The following is a 21,461-nucleotide window of genomic DNA, read 5'->3' on the forward strand; positions in this document are numbered from 1 at the left end:
TACCTACAACTTTTTTTATAGACTAGTCAATGTAATGAAGTTTTCCTCGGAAGTCTTCAAGAGTTTCGTAACCTTTTTCTTCCATGATTTCTTTGAGTTCTTTAGTAATACGGTCAAAAATAGCGACACCTTCTTTTTGAAGTGCAGTACCAACTTGTACCATACTTGCGCCACAAAGGATGTGTTCAAAGGCATCACGACCAGATTTGACACCACCAGTACCAATGATTTGGATTTCAGGTTTCAAGCGTTGGTAGAAAGCATGAACGTTTGCCAAGGCAGTAGGTTTGATATAGTCACCTCCGATACCCCCAAAACCATTTTTAGGTTTGATGACAACAGATTCATCTTCAATGTAAAGTCCATTACCAATAGAGTTCACACAGTTAACGAAGACAAGAGGGAATTGGTTGAAAACAGCAGCTGCTTGATCAAAGTGTACAATATCAAAGTATGGTGGTAATTTCACACCAAGAGGTTTCGTAAAGTAAGAAAAGACTTCAGTTAGGATCTCGGTTGTTGTTTCAAAATCGTAAGCAATTTGAGGTTTACCTGGAACGTTAGGACATGAAAGGTTGAGTTCTACAAGCCCCTCATAGTCGCTATCTTGAACTTTTTTAAGAATAGTGTGTGTTTCCTCAGGTGAGAGACCAACGAGTGAAAGAAAATGATTTTTTGTATTGGGTTGCTTTTGTAATTCAATGACATAGTCAAGGTAGTATTCAAAACCGTTATTTGGCAATCCCATTGAGTTGATTGACCCAAGAGGTACATTCACATAACGTGGTTCAGGATTACCAGGGCGGGCCTCAAGTGTTCCTGTTTTTGTGACAAATGAGCCTGCAGCTGAAGCCTCAACCTCTGCCAATTCTTCCTTAGTCATACAATAAACACCAGCAGCATTCATCAGACAGTTATCAAACGTAAATTGGCCAACTTTTGTAGCAGTAGAAACCATAATATCCTCCTTAGAGATCACAAAGTAAAATGTTACTATTTTCATCCCATTTTAGCATGAAAGAAGGCCTAAAACAAGGAAATAATGGATAGGTATAAACTTCTGACTTAAACTTCCGCTTAGTTCCAATTTGACAAAGGAAAGAAGCAGTAGAATTTTACAGAATTTTGGGATTTTGCTAGCTTTTTCAAGGTTTTTTGGGTAGAATAGATAGAGTAAATGGGTATAACCCAAAATAAAAAGGAGACATAACTAATGGTAAAATTGGTTTTCGCTCGCCACGGTGAGTCTGAATGGAACAAAGCTAACCTTTTCACAGGTTGGGCTGACGTAGATCTTTCTGAAAAAGGTACTCAACAAGCTATCGACGCTGGTAAATTGATCAAAGAAGCTGGCATCGAATTTGACCAAGCATACACTTCAGTATTGAAACGTGCGATCAAAACAACTAACCTTGCACTTGAAGCATCTGACCAACTTTGGGTTCCAGTTGAAAAATCATGGCGCTTGAATGAACGTCACTACGGTGGTTTGACTGGCAAAAACAAAGCAGAAGCTGCTGAACAATTTGGTGATGAGCAAGTTCACATCTGGCGTCGTTCATACGATGTATTGCCTCCAGCAATGGATCGTGATGATGAGCACTCAGCACACACTGACCGTCGTTACGCTTCACTTGATGACTCAGTAATTCCAGATGCTGAAAACTTGAAAGTTACTTTGGAACGTGCCCTTCCATTCTGGGAAGATAAAATCGCTCCAGCTCTTAAAGATGGTAAAAACGTATTCGTAGGTGCACACGGTAACTCAATCCGTGCCCTTGTAAAACACATCAAACAATTGTCAGATGACGAAATCATGGATGTTGAAATTCCAAACTTCCCACCATTGGTATTCGAATTTGACGAAAAATTGAACGTTGTTAATGAATACTACCTCGGAAAATAAGCTGAGATAAGTAGTCATCATTAACAATAAAAAAGTTGACTTCGGTCAGCTTTTTTTCTTTTACTGAAAACAAATGTAAATTGTGGTCAGAAAAGTCAGTCAATTCAGTAATTTTTCCTTGACTTTCAAGTTGGAAAGATGTATCATATTAGTCAAGATACATCGAAAGGAAATCAGTCAAATGACATTCGCAACTACAACAACTTTGCTATTGCGTAATGAGGGCTAGTGCAAAAGCATTAGTCCTGTTTGGCTTACCAAGCGGGAGGTAAAAACATCTCGCTTGGGTTTCCGAGTGAGATGTTTTTTTACTACTATCGTTTTTACTTTTAGAAAGAGGAATGTCTATGCGTAAAGTTGAATTTTTTGATACAAGTCTTCGTGATGGGGAACAAACACCAGGTGTTAACTTTTCAATCAAAGAAAAAGTTACCATTGCTAAGCAACTTGAAAAATGGGGAATTTCTGTAATCGAAGCAGGTTTTCCTGCAGCTAGCCCAGATTCATTTGAGGCAGTAAAACAAATTGCGGAAGCTATGACAACAACTTCTGTTACTGGTTTGGCTCGTTCAGTAAAATCTGATATCGATGCTTGTTATGAAGCTTTGAAAGATGCTAAGTATCCACAAATTCATGTCTTTATCGCAACAAGCCCAATTCACCGTGAATTCAAATTTAATAAATCAAAAGAAGAAATTCTTGAAATTGTAAAAGAGCATGTGTCATATGCACGTTCAAAATTTGAAGTTGTAGAGTTTTCACCAGAGGATGCTACTCGTACAGAGCTTGATTTCTTGACTGAAGTTGTTCAAACAGCAGTTGATGCTGGTGCATCATATATTAATATTCCTGATACAGTAGGATTTACGACTCCAGAAGAGTTTGCGCGTATTTTTGATCATTTGACTGAAAATATTAAATCAGACCATAAAGTTGTCTTTGGTGTTCACTGTCACGATGACCTCGGTATGGCAACTGCAAATACTTTGACAGCAATTAAACACGGTGCTGGACGTGTACAGGGAACTGTTAATGGTATCGGTGAACGTGCGGGTAATGTTGCTCTTGAAGAAGTAGCTGTTGCTTTGAAAATTCGTGAAGACTTTTTCCAAGCAACAAGTGATATTGTTCTTAATGAAACAATGAATACTTCAGAGCTTGTTTCTCGCTTCTCTGGAATTCCTGTTCCTAAAAATAAAGCTGTTGTTGGTGGAAATGCCTTCTCTCATGAATCTGGTATCCACCAAGATGGTGTTCTTAAGAACCCACAAACTTATGAAATTTTCACACCAGAATTGGTAGGTGTGAAGAGTAACAGTCTTCCTCTTGGTAAATTGTCAGGACGTCATGCCTTTGTTGAAAAATTGAAAGAACTTGAGCTTGACTTTGTGGAAGAAGATATCAAACCACTCTTTGCCAAATTTAAAGTCTTGGCTGGGAAAAAACATGATATTACTGATGCAGATATTCGTGCACTTGTTGCTGGTACAAGTGTAGATAATCCAGAAGGCTTCCACTTCCAAGATCTTCGCTTGACAACTAATGCTGATGAAACAATTACTGCTACAGTAAGCTTGGTTAATGAAGATGGTGAATCTGTTGAATTTTTGGCAAATGGTCAAGGGTCAGTTGAAGCTATCTTCAATGCTATTGACAAATTCTTCAACCAAACAGTTCGCTTGACTTCTTATAATATTGACGCAGTAACTGATGGTATTGATGCGCAAGCGCGTGTACTTGTAACTGTCGAAAATGTAGATACAGATACTATTTTCAATGCATCTGGTTTGGACTTTGACGTCTTGAAAGCATCAGCAATTGCCTATATTAATGCGAATACGCTGGTTCAAAAAGAAAATGCTGGTGAGATGGCACGAAAAGTTTCTTACCGTGACCTTCCATAAGCCTAAGAGGAGTTAAACATGACAAAAAAAATTGTAACACTTTCAGGTGATGGAATTGGACCTGAGATTATGGCAGCGGGTCTTGAAGTTCTGGATAAAGTAGCTTCAAAAATTGGATTTGATTACGACATCGATGCTAAACCATTTGGTGGTGCTGGCATTGATGCTGAGGGTCATCCACTTCCTAAGTCAACTTTGGATGCTGCTAAATCAGCAGATGCTATCGTCTTGGCTGCAATTGGTGGACCTAAATATGACAATGCGCCAGTTCGTCCTGAACAAGGCCTTTTGGCCATTCGTAAAGAGTTAAATCTCTTTGCTAATATCCGTCCTGTCCGCATCTTTGATGCTTTGAAACACTTGTCACCTCTTAAGCCTGAGCGTATTGAAGGCGTAGATTTTGTCGTTGTTCGTGAGCTTACGGGCGGTATTTACTTTGGTGAGCATATTCTCGAAGAAGATAAGGCTCGTGATATCAATGATTATTCAGCAGATGAGATTCGTCGAATCATGCGTCGTGCTTTCAAGATTGCTCAAGGTCGTGGCAAAAAGGTTACTAGCATTGATAAACAAAATGTCTTGGCAACTTCTAAATTGTGGCGTAAGGTTGCTGATGAAGTTTCTTTGGAGTTTCCAGATGTAACTCTTGAACACCAACTCGTTGATAGTGCCGCAATGATTATGATTACCAACCCAGCTCGTTTTGACGTAGTTGTGACAGAAAACCTTTTTGGGGATATCTTGTCTGATGAATCAAGTGTTCTTCCAGGAACTTTAGGTGTTATGCCATCTGCCAGTCACTCTGAAAATGGTCCAAGTCTTTATGAACCAATCCACGGTTCGGCACCAGACATCGCTGGTCAAGGTATCGCCAACCCAATTTCAATGATTTTGTCAGTAGCTATGATGTTACGTGAAAGTTTTAATGAAACTGAAGGGGCAGAATTGATTGAAAATGCTGTTGATAAGACCTTGAATCAAGGCATCTTGACACGTGATTTGGGTGGTCAGGCTTCGACTGCTGAAATGACAACAGCTATTATTGGCAATCTCTAACATCATGACACTGAAATTAGTGTTACTAAGTGTTTTGTTGGTGTGGAATCTAGTCGTCTTATCCGTTTATGGACTTGATAAACATAAGGCTATTCAACATAAGAGACGGATTTCTGAGAAGTCATTATTATTGCAGACTATTATCTTTGGTGGTATTGGTGCCTTTCTAGGTGGGAGACTATTTAGACATAAAATTAACAAATGGTACTTTAAGTTCTGCTGGCTTTTAGGGATTGTTATAGATGTCGTTCTTTTATACCTTATTCTAACAAGACTTTCGGATTAGCTAATCCTTAGATTATATTTGGAGTATTTTATGAGCGGAAAATCAATTTTTGATAAACTATGGGAACGCCATGTAATTGCAGGTGATGAGGGGCAACCCCAACTTATGTACGTGGACCAACATTATATTCATGAAGTGACTAGTCCTCAAGCTTTTCAAGGTCTTCGTGATGCTGGACGTAAAGTAAGGCGTCCAGATCTGACTTTTGGGACCTTTGACCATAATGTTCCAACTGTGAATATCTTTGATATTAGAGATGTTATTTCTAAGGCACAAATTGATAAACTTGCTGAAAATGTCATTGAGTTTGGTATTGACAATGCGCCACATGGTTCGGATAAGCAAGGAATCGTACATATGGTTGGTCCAGAAACAGGACGTACGCAACCAGGTAAGTTTATTGTTTGTGGGGATAGCCACACAGCTACCCACGGTGCCTTTGGAGCTATAGCCTTTGGTATTGGAACGAGCGAGGTTGAGCATGTCTTTGCTACACAGACACTTTGGCAAGTCAAGCCTAAAAAGATGTTGGTAGAATTCACTGGGAAACCTCAGAAAGGCATTTATTCAAAAGATTACATTCTCGCCTTGATTGCTAAATATGGGGTTGCTTGTGGAGTGGGTTATGTTGTAGAGTACCGCGGTGAGGCAATTGACCGTTTGACTATGGAAGAACGCATGACAATCTGTAATATGTCAATTGAATTTGGTTCGAAAATGGGAATTATGAATCCAGACCAAGCAACATATGATTATATGCGTGGTCGAGAATGTGTTCCTGAGGATTTTGATGCAGCAGTAGCTGACTGGAAGACACTAGTTAGTGATGATGATGCAGAATACGATAAAGTCATTCGTATGGATGTTTCTGAGTTGGCACCAATGGTCACATGGGGAACTAATCCATCTATGGGAGTAGATTTTGATACGCCATTCCCTGAAGTTCGAGATATGAATGATGAGCGTGCATACCATTATATGGATCTTCGTCCGGGTCAAAAAGCAGAAGACATTGATCTTGGGTATATCTTTATTGGGTCTTGTACTAATGCTCGCTTGAGTGACTTGCAGTTGGCAGCCAGATTTGTTAAAGGTAAGAAGATTGCCCCTAATTTGACAGCTATTGTGGTTCCAGGTTCTAGACCTGTTAAACAAGCTGCAGAGAAAATTGGCTTGGATAAGATATTTAAAGATGCTGGTTTTGAATGGAGAGACCCAGGATGCTCGATGTGTCTTGGAATGAATCCAGATAAAGTTCCTGATGGGGTCCACTGTGCTTCAACAAGTAATCGAAATTTTGAGGATCGACAGGGGTTTGGAGCAAAAACACACCTTTGCAGTCCTGCAATGGCAGCGGCAGCAGCTATCGCCGGACGTTTCGTTGATGTTCGCCAAATGCCAGAAGTACAATAAGGAGGAAACATGGAAAAATTTACCATTTATACCGGGACGACAGTTCCATTGATGAATGATAACATCGATACCGACCAGATTCTTCCCAAACAGTTTCTCAAACTGATTGACAAAAAAGGTTTTGGGAAATATTTGATGTATGCTTGGCGTTATAAAGATGACAAATATACTGAGGATCCTGATTTTGTTTTTAACCGACCTGAATATCGTAAAGCAACTATTTTAATAACAGGTGATAATTTCGGTGCAGGTTCATCTCGTGAACATGCTGCGTGGGCCCTAGCTGACTACGGATTTAAAGTTGTTATTGCAGGTTCCTTCGGAGACATTCACTATAATAATGAACTTAATAATGGGATGTTACCAATTGTTCAACCGATAGAAGTACGTCAAAAATTGAAACAATTAAAACCTACTGATAAAGTGACGGTAGACTTAGAACAACAAAAAATTATTTCACCGGTTGGTGAGTTCACTTTCGAAATTGATGGTGAATGGAAACATAAACTTTTAAATGGATTAGATGATATAGGGATTACCTTGCAGTATGAGGATTTGATCACCGAGTACGAAAAACATCGTCCAAGCTATTGGCAGTAATAGTCTTATATTTTCGAATATTCCGAAAATTACTTGCCTGATAACTATGAACATGATAAAATATATGTATTATAAATTAGATGGAGAACACACATTATGACTAAACATGTCCAATGGGATGGTAACCTTAACCAAGAAGGTTTTGAAATTCTTAAAGGTGAAGGTGGATGTATCGTTACACCAACTAAAGTTGGTTACATTATTATGACTAGCGATAAAGCTGGTTTGGAACGTAAATTCGAAGCTAAAGAACGTAACCGTAACAAACCAGGTGTTGTTCTTTGCGGAAGCATGGATGAGTTGCGTGCATTGGCACAATTGACTCCTGAAATTGATGCATTCTATCAAAAGCACTGGGATGAAGATATCCTTCTTGGATGTATTCTTCCGTGGCGTGAGGATGCTTACGCAAAACTCCAAGCATTTGGTGATGGCCGTGAAGAGCTTATGACTGATGTACGTGGAACATCATGTTTCGTTATTAAATTTGGTAAAGCTGGTGAGCAAATTGCCAAAGAAATGTGGGAAAAAGAAGGCAAGATGGTTTACGCTTCATCAGCAAACCCTTCAGGTAAAGGTAACCGTGGTAAGGTTGAAGGTATTGGTGAACGTATTGAAAATGCTGTTGACCTTGTCATCGAAGCTGATGAATACGTTGCGTCAATTCAGCCTGATAAAACTGTTGAAACACGTTATGAACAAGGTGTTATGGTATCAATGGTTGATGCAGACGGTAAATTAATTCCTGAACAAGGTGAGGGAAGCCGTTCAGTAGAACCATGTCCAGTAGTTATCCGTAAAGGTCTTGATATAGATAAAATTATGATGCACCTTTCAGACCACTTTAATTCTTGGAACTACCGTCAAGGTGAGTATTATTAAGAAAATAATGTCTTCAAGAAAGCAGGACCTCTGGTTCTGCTTTTAATATGCTTAAAAACTTGTGATATAATACTATTTGAATAGGTTTCTTTGATTTTTTCTAGAAAACTAAATTATTATTTGACAAAAAATAATTTTGAAAGGAGGCCTTCATGTTTGCACAATTGGATACAAAATCAGTATATAGTTTCATGGACAGCGTTGTAGATTTAAACACCTATGTAAAACGTGCCAAAGAGCTTGGTTATCAAAGTATAGGTTTGATGGATCGTGATAATCTCTATGCTGCCTATCATTTTGCCCAGCTTGCAATCAGAAATGGTTTACGTCCCTTGATTGGAATAGAAGCTAATTTATTCTATGATGGGAGAAAAATTCCCTTTCGCCTATTAGCTAAAAATAATCAAGGCTATAAAAATTTGATGAAGTTGGCAACAGAGCTGTCTTCAGGGCAACGGGAGTTTACGCTTTTTTCAGACTATCTGAATGACATCGCCCTAATTATTCCAAGTGAGGACTGGGAGCCCGGGATGAGTCTTGGCTCAGAAGTTTTCATTGGGGTAAGACCTGAGGATGCTGGTAAAGAATTCGATTATCCTGTGGTTCCTTTACATACAGTGCGTTATTTTGAAAATGCAGATCGCTCGACTATCCAGACGTTACATGCCATCTCACAAAATGTGTCCTTGTCAGAGGCCTCTATTTGTCCTATGAATCAGCTTCTTTTCTCGCCTCAAGAAATGGAAAGTGCATATAGTGATATTCCAGAGGCTTTGAACAATTTGGAGCAACTTGTTTCAGACATTACTTATCAATTTGATACGGATTTGAAGCTTCCTCGTTTTAATCGTGATATGCCAGCAGTTGACCAATTACGTCAATTAGCTCAATCTGGATTGGATAGTAAAGCGTTAAGAGAACCAGTTTATCAGGAACGTTTAGACAAAGAATTATCTATCATTCATCAGATGGGCTTTGATGATTATTTCTTGATTGTCTGGGACTTATTACGCTTTGGGCGTAGCCGTGGTTATTATATGGGAATGGGGCGTGGCTCTGCTGCAGGAAGCTTAGTGGCCTATGTCCTTGATATTACTGGGATTGATCCCGTTAAAAATGACTTGCTTTTCGAGCGTTTCCTAAATGAAGAGCGTTATAGCATGCCTGATATTGATATTGACTTGCCCGATATCTATCGAAGCGAGTTTCTTCATTATGTTAGGGACCGTTATGGTAGTAAACACTCTGCTCAGATTGTTACTTTTTCAACCTTTGGAGCTAAGCAGGCTATTCGAGATGTTTTTAAACGTTTTGGTGCTAAAGAATTTGAACTGTCCCAACTTAGTAAAAAGATTTCTTTTCGTGACAATCTGACTTCTGTCTATGAGAAGAATATGTCATTTAGACAGTTGATTAATCAGAGGCAGGAATTTCAGAGGGCTTTTGAGATTGCTAAGGCTATTGAAGGCCAGCCAAGACAGACCTCAATCCATGCTGCTGGTATAGTGATGAGTGACGATGACCTGACCAACCATATTCCGCTAAAAACTGGTGAGGATATGATGGTTACTCAGTACGATGCCTCCGCAGTCGAGGCCAATGGCTTGCTTAAGATGGATTTCTTGGGCCTGCGTAATTTGACCTTTGTTCAAAAAATGAAGGAGAAGCTTGAAGAAGAACAGGGAATTGCTATTGATATCAAATCCATTGACTTGGAAGATTCACAAACCCTAGCGCTCTTTGCCAGTGGTAAGACAAAGGGGATTTTTCAGTTCGAGCAGGCAGGTGCTATAAATCTCCTTAAACGGATTAAACCTACTAAGTTCGAAGAAGTAGTAGCGACTACCTCTCTTAACCGTCCAGGAGCTAGCGATTATACAGATAATTTCATCGCTCGTAAGTATGGTAAGGAAAAAGTTGATCTCATTGACCCAGTGGTTGCTCCAATTCTTGAACCTACCTATGGCATCATGCTTTATCAGGAGCAGGTTATGCAGATTGCCCAAGTATTTGCAGGCTTTACACTCGGAAAAGCCGATTTGCTTCGTCGAGCAATGTCGAAAAAAGATGCCAATGAAATGTCCAAGATGTCCGAAGAGTTCATGAAAGGAAGTCGTCGGTTTGGACGTGACCCACAGATTGCTGAACGACTCTTTAGTATGATGGCTAAGTTTGCAGGTTACGGCTTTAATAGAAGTCATGCCTATGCTTATTCGGCACTAGCCTTTCAATTAGCCTATTTCAAAACGCATTACCCTCAGATATTCTATGACGTCATGTTAAATTATTCGTCAAGTGATTACATTAAGGATGCCATTGAAAATGGCTTCTCCCTAGCTAGCCTCGATATTAATAGGATTCCCTATCTGGACAAGATTTCAGATGGAAAGATTGTATTAGGTCTTAAGACTATCAAAGGCTTGCCAAGAGATTTTGCCCTTTGGATTATTGAGGAACGCAAACAAAATGGCAAATACATTTCTATAGAAGACTTTTTGACACGTATTCCTAGCAAATATCAGAAAGTCGATATTCTGACTCCTCTCATCCAAATTGGTTTGTTTGATATCTTTGAACCAAATCGTCAGAAAATCATTGGTAATTTAAGCAACCTCTTTACTTTTGTCAACGAGTTAGGAAGCTTGTTTGCAGAGTCCTCTTATTCTTGGGTGGAGTATGAAGACTATAGTCAGACAGAACGCTACAGTATAGAGCAGGATTTACTAGGTGTTGGGCTTAGTACACATCCATTACATTTAGCTCAAAAAATGACATCACGGCCCTACCAACCAATTTCTGAGTTGGCTTTGAACAGTAAGGCTACAGTTTTGGTTCAGCTTGAATCAGTTCGCATTATCAGAACGAAAAAGGGAGACCAGATGGCTTTTCTAAGCGTTTTTGATGGGGTAAATAAACTGGATGTCACTCTTTTTCCAGAAACTTATTTCTATCATAAAGATAAGTTAAAAGAAGGTGGTCTCTTTTATCTAGAGGGACGAACTCAGGAGCGCGACGGACGTCTTCAATTAATTTTGTCAAATATAGAGGAGGCTAGTACTGAGCGTTTTTGGATTTTACTAGAGAATCATAATAAAGATTTAGAAGTTTCTCAAATTTTAGCCAAGCATCCTGGACATATTCCTGTGGTTATTCGTTATCAGGGAAGCAAGGAAACGATAGTTAGTCAACGATATAAAGTGTCTAAGAACGAAGAACTCAGTAGGGAATTAGCACCCTTAGTGTTGAAAACGGTTTTACGTTAAAAAAAACGATAAAACTTTTCAAATTTAAAGCCATTTAGAATTCTTTGTGTTATAATGAAAATGTTAAATATATAAAAGGAGTATCAGGAATAATGAAACGTATTGCTGTTTTGACTAGTGGTGGAGATGCCCCTGGTATGAACGCTGCCGCTCGTGCAGTTGTTCTCAAAGCAATTTCTGAAGGAATTGAAGTATTCGGCATTAACCGTGGATACGCTGGTATGGTTGAAGGAGATATCTTCCAACTTGATGCCAAAGGCGTAGACAACATCCTCAGCCGTGGTGGTACTTTCCTTCAGTCTGCTCGCTATCCTGAGTTTGCCCAACTTGAGGGTCAACTTAAAGGTATTGAGCAACTTAAAAAACATGGAATCGAAGGTGTAGTAGTTATTGGTGGAGATGGTTCTTACCATGGTGCTATGCGTTTGACTGAACATGGTTTCCCAGCAGTTGGTCTTCCAGGAACTATCGATAACGATATCGTTGGTACAGACTACACAATTGGTTTTGATACAGCTGTTGCAACTGCAACAGAAGCCTTGGATAAAATCCAAGATACTGCTTTCAGTCATGGACGTACTTTTGTCGTTGAGGTAATGGGACGTAACGCTGGTGATATCGCTCTTTGGGCTGGTATTGCTTCTGGTGCAGACCAAATTATTGTACCTGAAGAAGAGTACGACATCAATGAAGTTGTTCGTAAAGTTAAAGAAGGTTACGAATCAGGTGCTAAAACTCACCATGTAATCGTACTTGCTGAAGGTGTTATGGGTGCAGAAGAATTTGCAACTAAAATGAAAGAAGCTGGAGACACTTCAGATCTTCGCGCAACAAACATTGGACACGTGGTTCGTGGTGGTACACCAACTGCGCGTGACCGTGTTCTTGCTTCATGGATGGGTGCGCATGCGGTTGACCTCCTTAAACAAGGTATTGGTGGTGTAGCTGTTGGTATCCACAATGAAGAGCTTGTTGAAAGCCCAATCCTTGGTACAGCAGAAGAAGGTGCTTTGTTCAGTCTTACTGAAGACGGTAAAATTATCGTTAACAATCCGCACAAAGCTCGTCTTGACTTTGCAGACCTTAACCGTTCATTGTCTAACTTGAGCTAATCTCAGTTACTTAAATTATTGTTAATCCGTCGCTAAGGCGACAAAAAATATAAGGGAGTTTTATTTATCATGAATAAACGTGTAAAAATCGTTGCAACACTTGGTCCTGCGGTTGAAATCCGTGGTGGCAAAAAATTTGGTGAAGATGGTTACTGGAGTGAAAAACTTGACCGTGAAGCATCTGCTAAAAACATTGCTCAATTGATCAAGGAAGGTGCCAACGTTTTCCGTTTCAACTTCTCACATGGTGACCACGCTGAACAAGGTGAACGTATGGATGTCGTTCGTATGGCAGAAGACCTTGCAGGTCAAAAAGTAGGTTTCCTTCTTGATACAAAAGGACCTGAAATTCGTACAGAATTGTTCGAAGGTGATGCTAAAGAGTATGCATACAAAACTGGTGAACAAATTCGTGTTGCTACTAAACAAGGTATCAAATCAACTCGCGACGTTATCGCTTTGAACGTTGCAGGCGCACTTGACGTTTTTGACGATGTAGAAGTTGGTAAACAAGTTCTTGTCGATGATGGTAAACTTGGTCTTCGTGTTGTAGACAAAGATGCTGAAAAACGTGAATTCATCGTTGAAGTTGAAAATGATGGTATCATCGCTAAACAAAAAGGTGTAAACATTCCTAACACTAAAATCCCATTCCCAGCACTTGCTGAAAGAGATAATGACGATATTCGTTTCGGTCTTGAACAAGGTCTTAACTTTATCGCTATCTCATTTGTGCGTACTGCAAAAGACGTACAAGAAGTTCGTGCTATCTGTGAAGAAACTGGTAATGGACATGTTAAATTGTTGGCTAAAATCGAAAACCAACAAGGTATTGAAAACATTGATTCAATCATCGAAGCTGCTGATGGTATCATGATTGCACGTGGTGACATGGGTATCGAAGTTCCATTTGAAATGGTTCCAGTTTACCAAAAAATGATCATCACAAAAGTCAATGCTGCAGGTAAGATTGCTGTTACAGCAACAAACATGCTTGAAACAATGACTGATAAACCTCGTGCAACTCGTTCAGAAGTATCTGACGTATTTAACGCAGTTATTGATGGTACTGATGCTACAATGCTTTCAGGTGAATCTGCAAACGGTAAATACCCTGTAGAATCAGTTCGTACAATGGCTACAATTGATAAAAATGCACAAACTCTTCTTAAAGAGTATGGTCGTCTTGATTCATCAACATTTGGTCGTTCAAGCAAGACTGAAGTTGTTGCATCTGCAGTTAAAGATGCTACTAACTCAATGGATATCAAACTTGTCGTTGCACTTACTGAATCTGGTAACACAGCTCGTTTGATTTCTAAATACCGTCCAGAAGCTGACATCTTGGCAGTAACATTCGATGAAATTACTCAAAAATCATTGATGCTTAACTGGGGTGTTATTCCAGTAGTTACTGAAAAACCTGCTTCAACTGATGACATGTTTGATGTTGCTGAAAAAGTTGCATTGCATTCAGGTCTTGTAGAATCTGGTGATAACATTGTTATCGTTGCTGGTGTTCCAGTAGGTACAGGTGGTACAAACACTATGCGTATCCGCACAGTAAAATAATTTAAGTTATACTTAAATATAAAGAAGGTCCATGAGGATCTTCTTTTTTAGTTTATATTTTATTTAACTATAAAATTTATCTAGTGGAATATGCTATATAGATTATCTTTGAGGAAGTGGATTAATGGGGGGATATAAAATGGCTGAGTTGGTTATAAATGAGTATTATGATAAATTACATGATTTTTCGTTGAATCTTAGCTTTTATTTTGATTGTAAAATCCTAGAAGATTCAGGTATAGCTGTAATAGTATAGACTTTACACTCCTATTTTAAGTAGCTAGCTAAATTGAATTGCTTAAGATAATTTGCCTAGAAATATATTGTTTTAGCTACATTTATTTTAAGAGTGTATACGAAATTTGTTAAAGCTCCTAGAAACTTTCAAAAAGACACTAAAGAGACGTTTTATGAAGTTGACTATAATGATTAGGATTTAGAAATTTAAACATTTCCCTTGAATTCATTTTTCTAAGGTTAATTAATGTAATTGCTTTCTTCGAAATAATGAAACTTTAAAATTATTTTTTTGGACAATTTTAAATACTGGTAAACATACGCATATATTTTATATAGACTTGGATAAAGTTATATTTATACAAAAAATAAATTATCTTTACTGATCGTGTTAGAATGTTAAACGATTAATATTTTAAAATACTTTTAATCTCATTGAGGGGTAGGATACTAAAATGTTAAGTGTGGAGGATTACCAAAGTGGGTAAAGATTTATTAAATAATTGTATAAGTCGATTTTCAATTCGTAAACTCAATGTAGGCGTGTACTCTGTCTTACTTGGAACTTGGTACTGATAACGAAGTTTTAGCAGATGAGTTAACTACAGAAGTTCAAACAGCTGGTGTAGCAAGTGCCGCTACACCTATTAGTCAAGATGCACAACTATATAGTACATTGGCATTAATGATTGCGAACGAAGCAACAAGTGAAACTGCACTCTCAGTTGCAGATAGCCAAGCAAGTGATAAAACTGAACCTTCTCAATCTAGAGATAACGGTAGTGGAACTGCTAAATCGATAGATTCATCAAGTCAAACATCAGAAGCCAAGAATCATGAATCATCTTCTACAGCTCAAGCCTCATTAGAGAATTTGGTAGTTGCTAACGGTTTGACAAATACTTCAGCACTTTCTGTAAGTAATGAATTAGAGGCAACTGAGGCAGCCATAATGAATACTGAATCAGATTACTGATAACAACGGCTATACAACTGATTGAGTTTCTAAAGACAAAGAAGCACTTCCTTCTATAAATGAAGTTTGGGATAGCATGGATGGTCTATATATTCCAACTGTTACTCCGAAGGAACTTGAAGGAGAAGACAAGACATCTATGGATGTTCAAGGAGTTAGTCAAACTGGTACTCCAGAATTAGCTATTGAAGGAACAAATAATAATGGTGAGAAAGTTAAAATCACACCTGATTTTGATTATATGTCCAAGTTTGTCGATCCAACAACTGGAAATGTAATCAATGATCCTATTTCGACTGTAGAAGGAGAAGGAATCTACTATTTAGATGGGCTGACTGGAAAGGTTACCTTTGTACCAGACCCAGGATTTACTGGAACTGCCGAGGGCGTAACAGTTTCTCTTACGACTTCAGTTGGTCGTGATAAAGATGGTAGAGTGTCAGATAATGCTCTTAAGACTGCAACTGATAAGTACACACAAACTGTCACAACAGTTACTTCAATTGGTAAGAAGAGTGCAACTCAAACAGGCAAGCCAATCTTTACTGAAGGTGACATCCATATATCAATAAATGATGTCGTTCCAGTTACATTTGAAGATAGCACCACTACCAAGACTATTTCAGATCTTGTTAGTTACACGGTAGCAGCAGATGGTACAGTAATATTCATACCAGAAGCTGAATTTACAAGACTTGTCCCAGCAGTTACAGTGGTTCATGAAGATGTGAACAGAACTAAGTCTCCAGCGACTTACACACCTACCGTATTGCCAATTACGTCATTTGTAGATAAGGGTGGTAGGGAAATCCTACAGTTGATGGTGAACAAGCAAAAGCTGAAATTCCAGGTTATCGCTTCGTAGAAACCAAGAAATTACTTAATTATGATATCGAACATGTCTACGAACAAGTAACGATATCATACGTTGATGAAAATGGTAATACTCAGCGCATTTACAAACAGACTGTGACTCCAACACCAGAGTTACATCCAACTCTACAACCAGAAGAGGCTAAGGCTCCAGTTCTCCCAGAAACAAAAGAAGAAGCATACTTTATCAATCCAACTGACAGCTCAACTTCCAGAAACTGGTAGTGAGAATTCAAATCTTGCATTTGTTAGTTTGTCAAGTCTTCTAGCAGGAATGGGACTCTATGCTAGAAAACGACGCAAATGTTAAAATCAATTATCAGTCGTTTAGGGTAGTAGAATTCTGATTCGAATCAATATAGATCTCACAGCATTTGCCATGGGGTCTATTTGTATAGTCTAGCCTGCTAGTTTTTTAAGTCGTCATGATTGACTTTACTCTCTAAGAAGCGTAATCTAGACATTAATTAAAGGATAAAAAGGAGGTCCCTCGATGATTGAAGTAACTTATTTAAATACTGCAAAGCAAGAAAAACACACTTCTTTTGAAGATTACAATGAATTTGTCAGAGCACAGCAAGCTTGTTGGATTGCCTTACCGGATTCAACGCCAGTCACTAAGGTGACTATAAACGGACATGATATTGGCTACAAAGGACAATATGGCGACCTTTACTTTTATATTATGAAGCTAGACTTGGCACAATATCAGTAATAATAAGAAAAAGAATCAGACATCGTGTTCTGATTCTTTTTCTTTGAGAAAGGTAATTTTTATAAATTAAGAATATTGCTAATTGACTGAAAATGACTTACAATAGAAAGTAAGAATTTATATAAGGAGACAGATATGAAAAACAAGCGTTTAATTTGGACTTTGGTTTTCTTAGCTATCTTGACGCTCGGCTCCATTGGTACAGATCTGTTCAAAAAAGAACACCAAGATGCCAATAAGGTCGTCAAAGTAGGAATCCTTCAGTTCGTCACTCATGATGCCCTGGATCAAATCGAGAAAGGTATTGAGGATGGACTTAAGGAAGCTGGCTATAAAAGGAACAAGGTTCAAGTTACCCTCCTAAATGCCGAAGGGGATCAATCAAAGATTCAAACCATGTCTAAACAATTGGTCAACGACAAGAACGATGTCGTTATCGGCATTGCCACACCAGCAGCACAAGGGCTAGCGGCAGCTACCAAGGATATTCCAGTCATTATGGGGGCTATCTCGGACCCTGTTGGGGCAAAATTGGTTAAGGATCTCAAGCATCCAGAAGGTAATGTTACTGGTACCTCTAACCAAGTGCCGATTAAGCAGACAGTAGAATTGGTCAAATCACTGACACCCAACGCCAAAACGATTGGTATTCTCTACGCTTCAAGTGAAGATAATTCCAAATCACAGGTTGAAAACTTTAAAAAATATGCTGAACAAGATGGTCTAAATGTGGTCGAGTATGCCGTACCATCAACCAATGAAATCAATACAACCATGTCAGTCATGACTGGTAAGGTAGATGCTATCTGGACGCCACAAGATAATACTATTGCCTCAGCCTTTTCAACTGTAATCTCATCAGCCAACCAAGCTAAGATTCCAGTTTATACGACAGTTGATACGATGGTGAAAGAGGGCGGTTTGGCTTCAGTTGCTCAAAGCCAATATGAGCTTGGGAAAGCTACAGCTCGCAGTGCCGTTAAGGTTCTAAAAGGTAAAAAGTTAAGGATGTCCCAGTTGATGTTATCGATGATGGCACTCCAACGCTCAACCTTAAAGTTGCTCAAGACCTCAATATCACCATCCCTGAAAATGTGCTTAAACAGTCAGACATTGCTGTCAAGGCTGATAAATAAGGAGGACTTATGATTATTTCATCTATTTATCAGGGGCTTCTATACGGAATCCTAGGTCTTGGGATTTACATGACTTTCCGTATCTTGGATTTTCCTGATTTGACAACAGAAGGTTCTTTCCCACTAGGTGGGGCAGTAGCAGTAACCCTTATGAATTTTGGTTGGAACCCCATCTTGGCGACCTTGGTTGCTGTTTTGGCCGGCTGTGGTGCTGGACTTGTGACTGGTCTCCTCTATACTAAGGGAGAAATTCCTACTATTTTGGCAGGGATTTTGGTCATGACTTCTCTTAACTCAGTCATGCTTATGATTATGGGTAGGGCCAACCTAGGACTTCTTGATATTAAGACTATTCAAGATTTACTTCCTTTCAGCAAGGATTACAACCTCTTAATCGTCGGTCTCATTGCTGTAACCATTGTTATCACTGCCTTGATTGCCTTTCTTAACACGCGTCTAGGGCAAGCCTATATTGCCACAGGTGATAATAGAGACATGGCTAAATCTTTTGGTATCAATACGGATTCAATGGAAGTGATGGGACTTGTTATCTCAAATGGTATTATTGCCCTCTCAGGAGCCTTGATTAGTCAACAGGACGGTTATGCCGACGTTTCAAAAGGGATTGGGGTTATCGTCATCGGACTTGCCAGCATTATCATTGGTGAAGTCTTGTATACGACTAACTTGACCTTGTTGGAACGACTGATTGCCATCTGTGTAGGTTCAATCCTTTATCAGTTCCTTTTGACAGCAGTTATCGCTCTTGGATTTAACACGAACTACCTCAAACTCTTTAGTGCGATTGTTCTGGCCATTTGCTTGATCTCGCCTGTCCTACGCCGAAAATTCTTTAAAGGGGTGAGCTTATCACGATGACAGCTATTGTAGAACTCAAAGATGCGACTGTTAAGGTCAATAACGGTTTTAACACCGAAAAAACCATCCTGGACCATGTCAACCTTACCATTAGAGAAGGTGATTTTATTACCATTCTTGGTGGAAATGGTGCCGGGAAATCAACCCTCTTCAACGTCATTGCAGGGACCCTCATGTTGACCAGTGGTCAGATTTTCATCTTGGGTGAGGATGTTACGTCTCTCCCTGCTGAGAAGCGTGCGAAGTACCTCTCACGAGTCTTCCAAGATCCTAAAATGGGGACAGCTCCTCGTATGACCGTTGCAGAAAACCTCTTGATTGCCAAATACCGTGGCGAAAAACGAGGCCTTAAATCACGCCAAATTCATCTCTACACAGAGGAATTTCAAGGTCTGATTGAACGTATTAGTAATGGTTTAGAAAAGCACCTAGAAACACCAGCAGGTCTTCTATCAGGTGGTCAGCGCCAAGCCCTTAGCCTTTTAATGGCAACTCTTAAACGTCCTGAGCTCTTGCTCTTAGATGAGCACACCGCAGCCTTGGATCCTAAGACAAGTGTGGCTCTTATGGAGTTGACTGATGAGTTTGTGACGGGCGACCATCTTACAGCCTTAATGATTACCCATCACATGGAAGATGCTCTTAAATATGGGAACCGTCTTATCGTTATGAAGGATGGACAAATCATTAAAGATCTTACCAAGGAAGAAAAGGATCAATTGGATATCACAGACTACTATGCTATGTTCGAGTAGGCCCAGATTGACTCTAAATTGTAAAATAAGCTAAAAAGTTGTATACTTAAAGAGTATGCAACTTTTTGTTGTGGCCTGTAAATCGACAAGGAGACTGTTCGCACGAACGTTCAGCTTCTTGGACCGTCTGTAAAAATAGGCTCTAGAAGAGAGTCAAACTAAAAAGGAGAAAAACAAGCATGAGCGATATTAAAATTATTGCCCTAGGTGGAGTGCGTGAAAATGCTAAAAACCTCTATATTGTTGAAATTAACGACTCTATCTTTATCTTGGATGCTGGTCTAAAGTATCCTGAAAATGAACAACTAGGTGTTGACTTTGTCATTCCTAACTTAGATTACTTGATTGAAAATAGAGATCGTATCCAAGGGATTTTCTTGACGCACGGACATGCTGATGCCATTGGTGCCCTACCTTATATCTTGCAAGACGTCAAAGTACCGGTCTTTGGGTCATCACTTACTATTGAGTTGGCTAAGCTTTTTGTAAAAAATGCTGGCGTTAAGAAATTCAATAACTTCCATGTTATTGACGCAGAAACTGAAATTGAATTTGAAGATGCAGTGGTCTCATTCTTTAAGACAACTCACTCTATCCCAGAATCAATGGGGATTGTTCTTGGCACGGACCGAGGCAATATTGTCTATACTGGTGATTTCAAGTTTGACCAGGCTGCTCGCCCTTACTACAAAACTGATTTAAGTCGCTTGGCTGAAATCGGTCGAGAAGGTGTCTTGGCACTCTTGTCAGACTCAGCAAATGCGACAAGTACTGAACAAACAGCTTCTGAAGCAGAGGTTGGCCAAGAGATTGACCAAGTTATTGCTGATGCAGAGGGACGTGTTATTGTTGCTGCAGTTGCCTCAAACTTGGTACGTATTCAACAAGTCTTCGATTCAGCTGCTGATCACGGACGTCGCGTTGTTCTTACTGGTTTTGACGTAGAAAATATTGTCCGTACAGCCATCCGTCTTAAAAAATTGACTGTGGAGCATGAAAAACTTATTGTCAAACCAAAAGACATGAACAAGTTTGAAGACCACGAGTTGATTATCCTTGAAAATGGTCGTATGGGTGAACCAATCGATGGCCTCCAAAAGATGGCCGTTGGTCGTCACCGTTACGTTCAAATTAAGGATGGAGATCTGGTTTATATCGTAACAACTCCAAGCATTGCTAAGGAAGCTGTAGTGGCACGTGTTAACAACGCTATCTATAAGGCTGGTGGAACTGTTAAGATGATTACGCAGAGCCTTCGTGTATCTGGACATGCCAATGCTCGTGAACTTCAATTGATGATTAACCTCCTTCGTCCACAGTATCTCTTCCCTGTCCAAGGTGAGTACCGTGACCTTCAAGCCCATGCAGAGTTAGCCTTGGAAGTTGGTATTCTTCCAGAAAACATTTATATCGTTAAACGCGGTGACATCATGCACTTGTCAGAGGATCAAGGTTTCCTTCATGAAGGAGCTGTTCCAGCCGGTGATGTTATGATTGACGGTAATGCCATCGGTGATGTGGGTAATATCGTCCTTCGTGACCGCAAGGTCTTGTCTGAAGATGGTATCTTTATCGTAGCTATCACTGTTAACAAGAAGGAACGTAAGATTGTCTCTAAAGCGCGTGTGAATACACGTGGGTTCGTTTATGTGAAGAAGAGCCGTGACATTCTCCGTGAGGCTGCTGACATTGTCAATGCTACCGTTGAAAATTACTTGGCAGGAGACAGCTTTGATTGGGGTGAACTTAAAGGTGCCGTCCGAGACGATGTAGCTAAGTTCCTCTTTGACCAAACTAAACGTCGCCCAGCGATTCTTCCAGTAGTCATGGAAGTACGTTAATCATTGATTTTACATTAAGAGTGTGAGCGTCTCGCTTGCATTCATCGAAGTAGAG

The 21,461-nt window shown here is 39.5% G+C and carries 21 protein-coding genes and 1 pseudogene; 21 read left to right on the forward strand and 1 reads right to left on the reverse strand.

All coding sequences use genetic code 11. The features are described 5' to 3' along the window. Positions 1 to 22 precede the first annotated feature (22 nt). The gene (locus tag HMPREF9425_RS03990; RefSeq protein ID WP_003092962.1) at positions 23 to 958 is read right to left on the reverse strand and encodes a dihydroorotate oxidase; all 936 of its coding nucleotides are present in this window, start codon (positions 956 to 958) and stop codon (positions 23 to 25) included. A 255-nt stretch (positions 959 to 1,213) separates the two neighbouring features. Between HMPREF9425_RS03990 and HMPREF9425_RS03995 the strand changes: the two genes are divergently transcribed. The 21 genes and pseudogenes from HMPREF9425_RS03995 (at position 1,214) to HMPREF9425_RS04075 (ending at position 21,406) form a co-directional block, all read left to right on the forward strand. Continuing rightward, positions 1,214 to 1,906 (forward strand): phosphoglycerate mutase, encoded by a 693-nt coding sequence (locus HMPREF9425_RS03995; protein ID WP_002884137.1) that lies wholly within the window; start codon positions 1,214 to 1,216, stop codon positions 1,904 to 1,906. 347 nt (positions 1,907 to 2,253) lie between these two features. Beyond that, positions 2,254 to 3,810 carry a 2-isopropylmalate synthase gene (locus HMPREF9425_RS04000; protein ID WP_003092610.1) on the forward strand — a complete coding sequence of 519 codons (1,557 nt, stop codon included), beginning with the start codon at positions 2,254 to 2,256 and terminating at the stop codon, positions 3,808 to 3,810. A gap of 18 nt (positions 3,811 to 3,828) precedes the next feature. After that, positions 3,829 to 4,866, forward strand: coding sequence for a 3-isopropylmalate dehydrogenase (gene leuB / locus HMPREF9425_RS04005; RefSeq protein ID WP_003092768.1), 1,038 nt, complete (start codon positions 3,829 to 3,831; stop codon positions 4,864 to 4,866). A 4-nt stretch (positions 4,867 to 4,870) separates the two neighbouring features. After that, positions 4,871 to 5,152, forward strand: coding sequence for a DUF1294 domain-containing protein (locus tag HMPREF9425_RS04010; protein ID WP_003096988.1), 282 nt, complete (start codon positions 4,871 to 4,873; stop codon positions 5,150 to 5,152). A gap of 30 nt (positions 5,153 to 5,182) precedes the next feature. Further along, positions 5,183 to 6,565, forward strand: a complete 1,383-nt coding sequence (gene leuC / locus HMPREF9425_RS04015) for a 3-isopropylmalate dehydratase large subunit (protein WP_003092639.1) — start codon at positions 5,183 to 5,185, stop codon at positions 6,563 to 6,565. Between the two features lie 9 nt (positions 6,566 to 6,574). Continuing rightward, positions 6,575 to 7,165, forward strand: coding sequence for a 3-isopropylmalate dehydratase small subunit (gene leuD / locus HMPREF9425_RS04020; protein ID WP_003092590.1), 591 nt, complete (start codon positions 6,575 to 6,577; stop codon positions 7,163 to 7,165). A 96-nt stretch (positions 7,166 to 7,261) separates the two neighbouring features. Further along, on the forward strand, positions 7,262 to 8,047 hold the full coding sequence (locus HMPREF9425_RS04025; protein WP_003092717.1) for an L-threonylcarbamoyladenylate synthase: 786 nt from the start codon (positions 7,262 to 7,264) through the stop codon (positions 8,045 to 8,047). Positions 8,048 to 8,199: 152 nt separating this feature from the next. Further along, positions 8,200 to 11,310 (forward strand): DNA polymerase III subunit alpha, encoded by a 3,111-nt coding sequence (locus HMPREF9425_RS04030; protein WP_003093102.1) that lies wholly within the window; start codon positions 8,200 to 8,202, stop codon positions 11,308 to 11,310. A 92-nt stretch (positions 11,311 to 11,402) separates the two neighbouring features. Next, positions 11,403 to 12,422 carry a 6-phosphofructokinase gene (pfkA, locus tag HMPREF9425_RS04035; RefSeq protein WP_003092540.1) on the forward strand — a complete coding sequence of 340 codons (1,020 nt, stop codon included), beginning with the start codon at positions 11,403 to 11,405 and terminating at the stop codon, positions 12,420 to 12,422. Between the two features lie 69 nt (positions 12,423 to 12,491). Then, the gene (gene pyk, locus HMPREF9425_RS04040) at positions 12,492 to 13,994 is read left to right on the forward strand and encodes a pyruvate kinase (RefSeq protein WP_003092634.1); all 1,503 of its coding nucleotides are present in this window, start codon (positions 12,492 to 12,494) and stop codon (positions 13,992 to 13,994) included. Between the two features lie 124 nt (positions 13,995 to 14,118). Further along, on the forward strand, positions 14,119 to 14,250 hold the full coding sequence (locus HMPREF9425_RS10495) for a hypothetical protein (protein ID WP_003092706.1): 132 nt from the start codon (positions 14,119 to 14,121) through the stop codon (positions 14,248 to 14,250). A 461-nt stretch (positions 14,251 to 14,711) separates the two neighbouring features. After that, the gene (locus tag HMPREF9425_RS10700) at positions 14,712 to 14,807 is read left to right on the forward strand and encodes a YSIRK-type signal peptide-containing protein (RefSeq protein WP_160312377.1); all 96 of its coding nucleotides are present in this window, start codon (positions 14,712 to 14,714) and stop codon (positions 14,805 to 14,807) included. Next, positions 14,791 to 15,207 carry a hypothetical protein gene (locus HMPREF9425_RS10030; protein ID WP_003096991.1) on the forward strand — a complete coding sequence of 139 codons (417 nt, stop codon included), beginning with the start codon at positions 14,791 to 14,793 and terminating at the stop codon, positions 15,205 to 15,207. Before HMPREF9425_RS10700 ends, HMPREF9425_RS10030 begins: the two co-directional genes overlap by 17 nt. Before the next feature lie 76 nt (positions 15,208 to 15,283). Beyond that, positions 15,284 to 16,072, forward strand: coding sequence for a surface-associated protein CshA (locus HMPREF9425_RS04050; protein WP_003096994.1), 789 nt, complete (start codon positions 15,284 to 15,286; stop codon positions 16,070 to 16,072). Then, on the forward strand, positions 16,051 to 16,305 hold the full coding sequence (locus HMPREF9425_RS09735; RefSeq protein WP_239664991.1) for a hypothetical protein: 255 nt from the start codon (positions 16,051 to 16,053) through the stop codon (positions 16,303 to 16,305). The genes HMPREF9425_RS04050 and HMPREF9425_RS09735 overlap by 22 nt, the downstream gene beginning before the upstream one ends. After that, positions 16,277 to 16,390 (forward strand): LPXTG cell wall anchor domain-containing protein, encoded by a 114-nt coding sequence (locus HMPREF9425_RS10260; RefSeq protein WP_227278705.1) that lies wholly within the window; start codon positions 16,277 to 16,279, stop codon positions 16,388 to 16,390. Before HMPREF9425_RS09735 ends, HMPREF9425_RS10260 begins: the two co-directional genes overlap by 29 nt. A gap of 183 nt (positions 16,391 to 16,573) precedes the next feature. After that, positions 16,574 to 16,795: a DUF4649 family protein gene (locus tag HMPREF9425_RS04055; protein ID WP_002890796.1), complete on the forward strand. Its 222-nt coding sequence runs from the start codon at positions 16,574 to 16,576 to the stop codon at positions 16,793 to 16,795. A gap of 135 nt (positions 16,796 to 16,930) precedes the next feature. Next, positions 16,931 to 17,931: pseudogene (trpX, locus tag HMPREF9425_RS04060) on the forward strand (tryptophan ABC transporter substrate-binding protein). Positions 17,932 to 17,940: 9 nt separating this feature from the next. Continuing rightward, on the forward strand, positions 17,941 to 18,810 hold the full coding sequence (locus tag HMPREF9425_RS04065) for an ABC transporter permease (RefSeq protein ID WP_003096997.1): 870 nt from the start codon (positions 17,941 to 17,943) through the stop codon (positions 18,808 to 18,810). Continuing rightward, positions 18,807 to 19,565 carry an ABC transporter ATP-binding protein gene (locus HMPREF9425_RS04070; RefSeq protein ID WP_003096999.1) on the forward strand — a complete coding sequence of 253 codons (759 nt, stop codon included), beginning with the start codon at positions 18,807 to 18,809 and terminating at the stop codon, positions 19,563 to 19,565. Before HMPREF9425_RS04065 ends, HMPREF9425_RS04070 begins: the two co-directional genes overlap by 4 nt. A 179-nt stretch (positions 19,566 to 19,744) precedes the next feature. Next, positions 19,745 to 21,406, forward strand: coding sequence for a ribonuclease J (locus HMPREF9425_RS04075; protein WP_003097001.1), 1,662 nt, complete (start codon positions 19,745 to 19,747; stop codon positions 21,404 to 21,406). The last annotated feature ends 55 nt before the right edge of the window (positions 21,407 to 21,461 follow it).

The organism is Streptococcus vestibularis ATCC 49124 (assembly GCF_000188295.1).
Lineage (GTDB): Bacteria > Bacillota > Bacilli > Lactobacillales > Streptococcaceae > Streptococcus > Streptococcus vestibularis.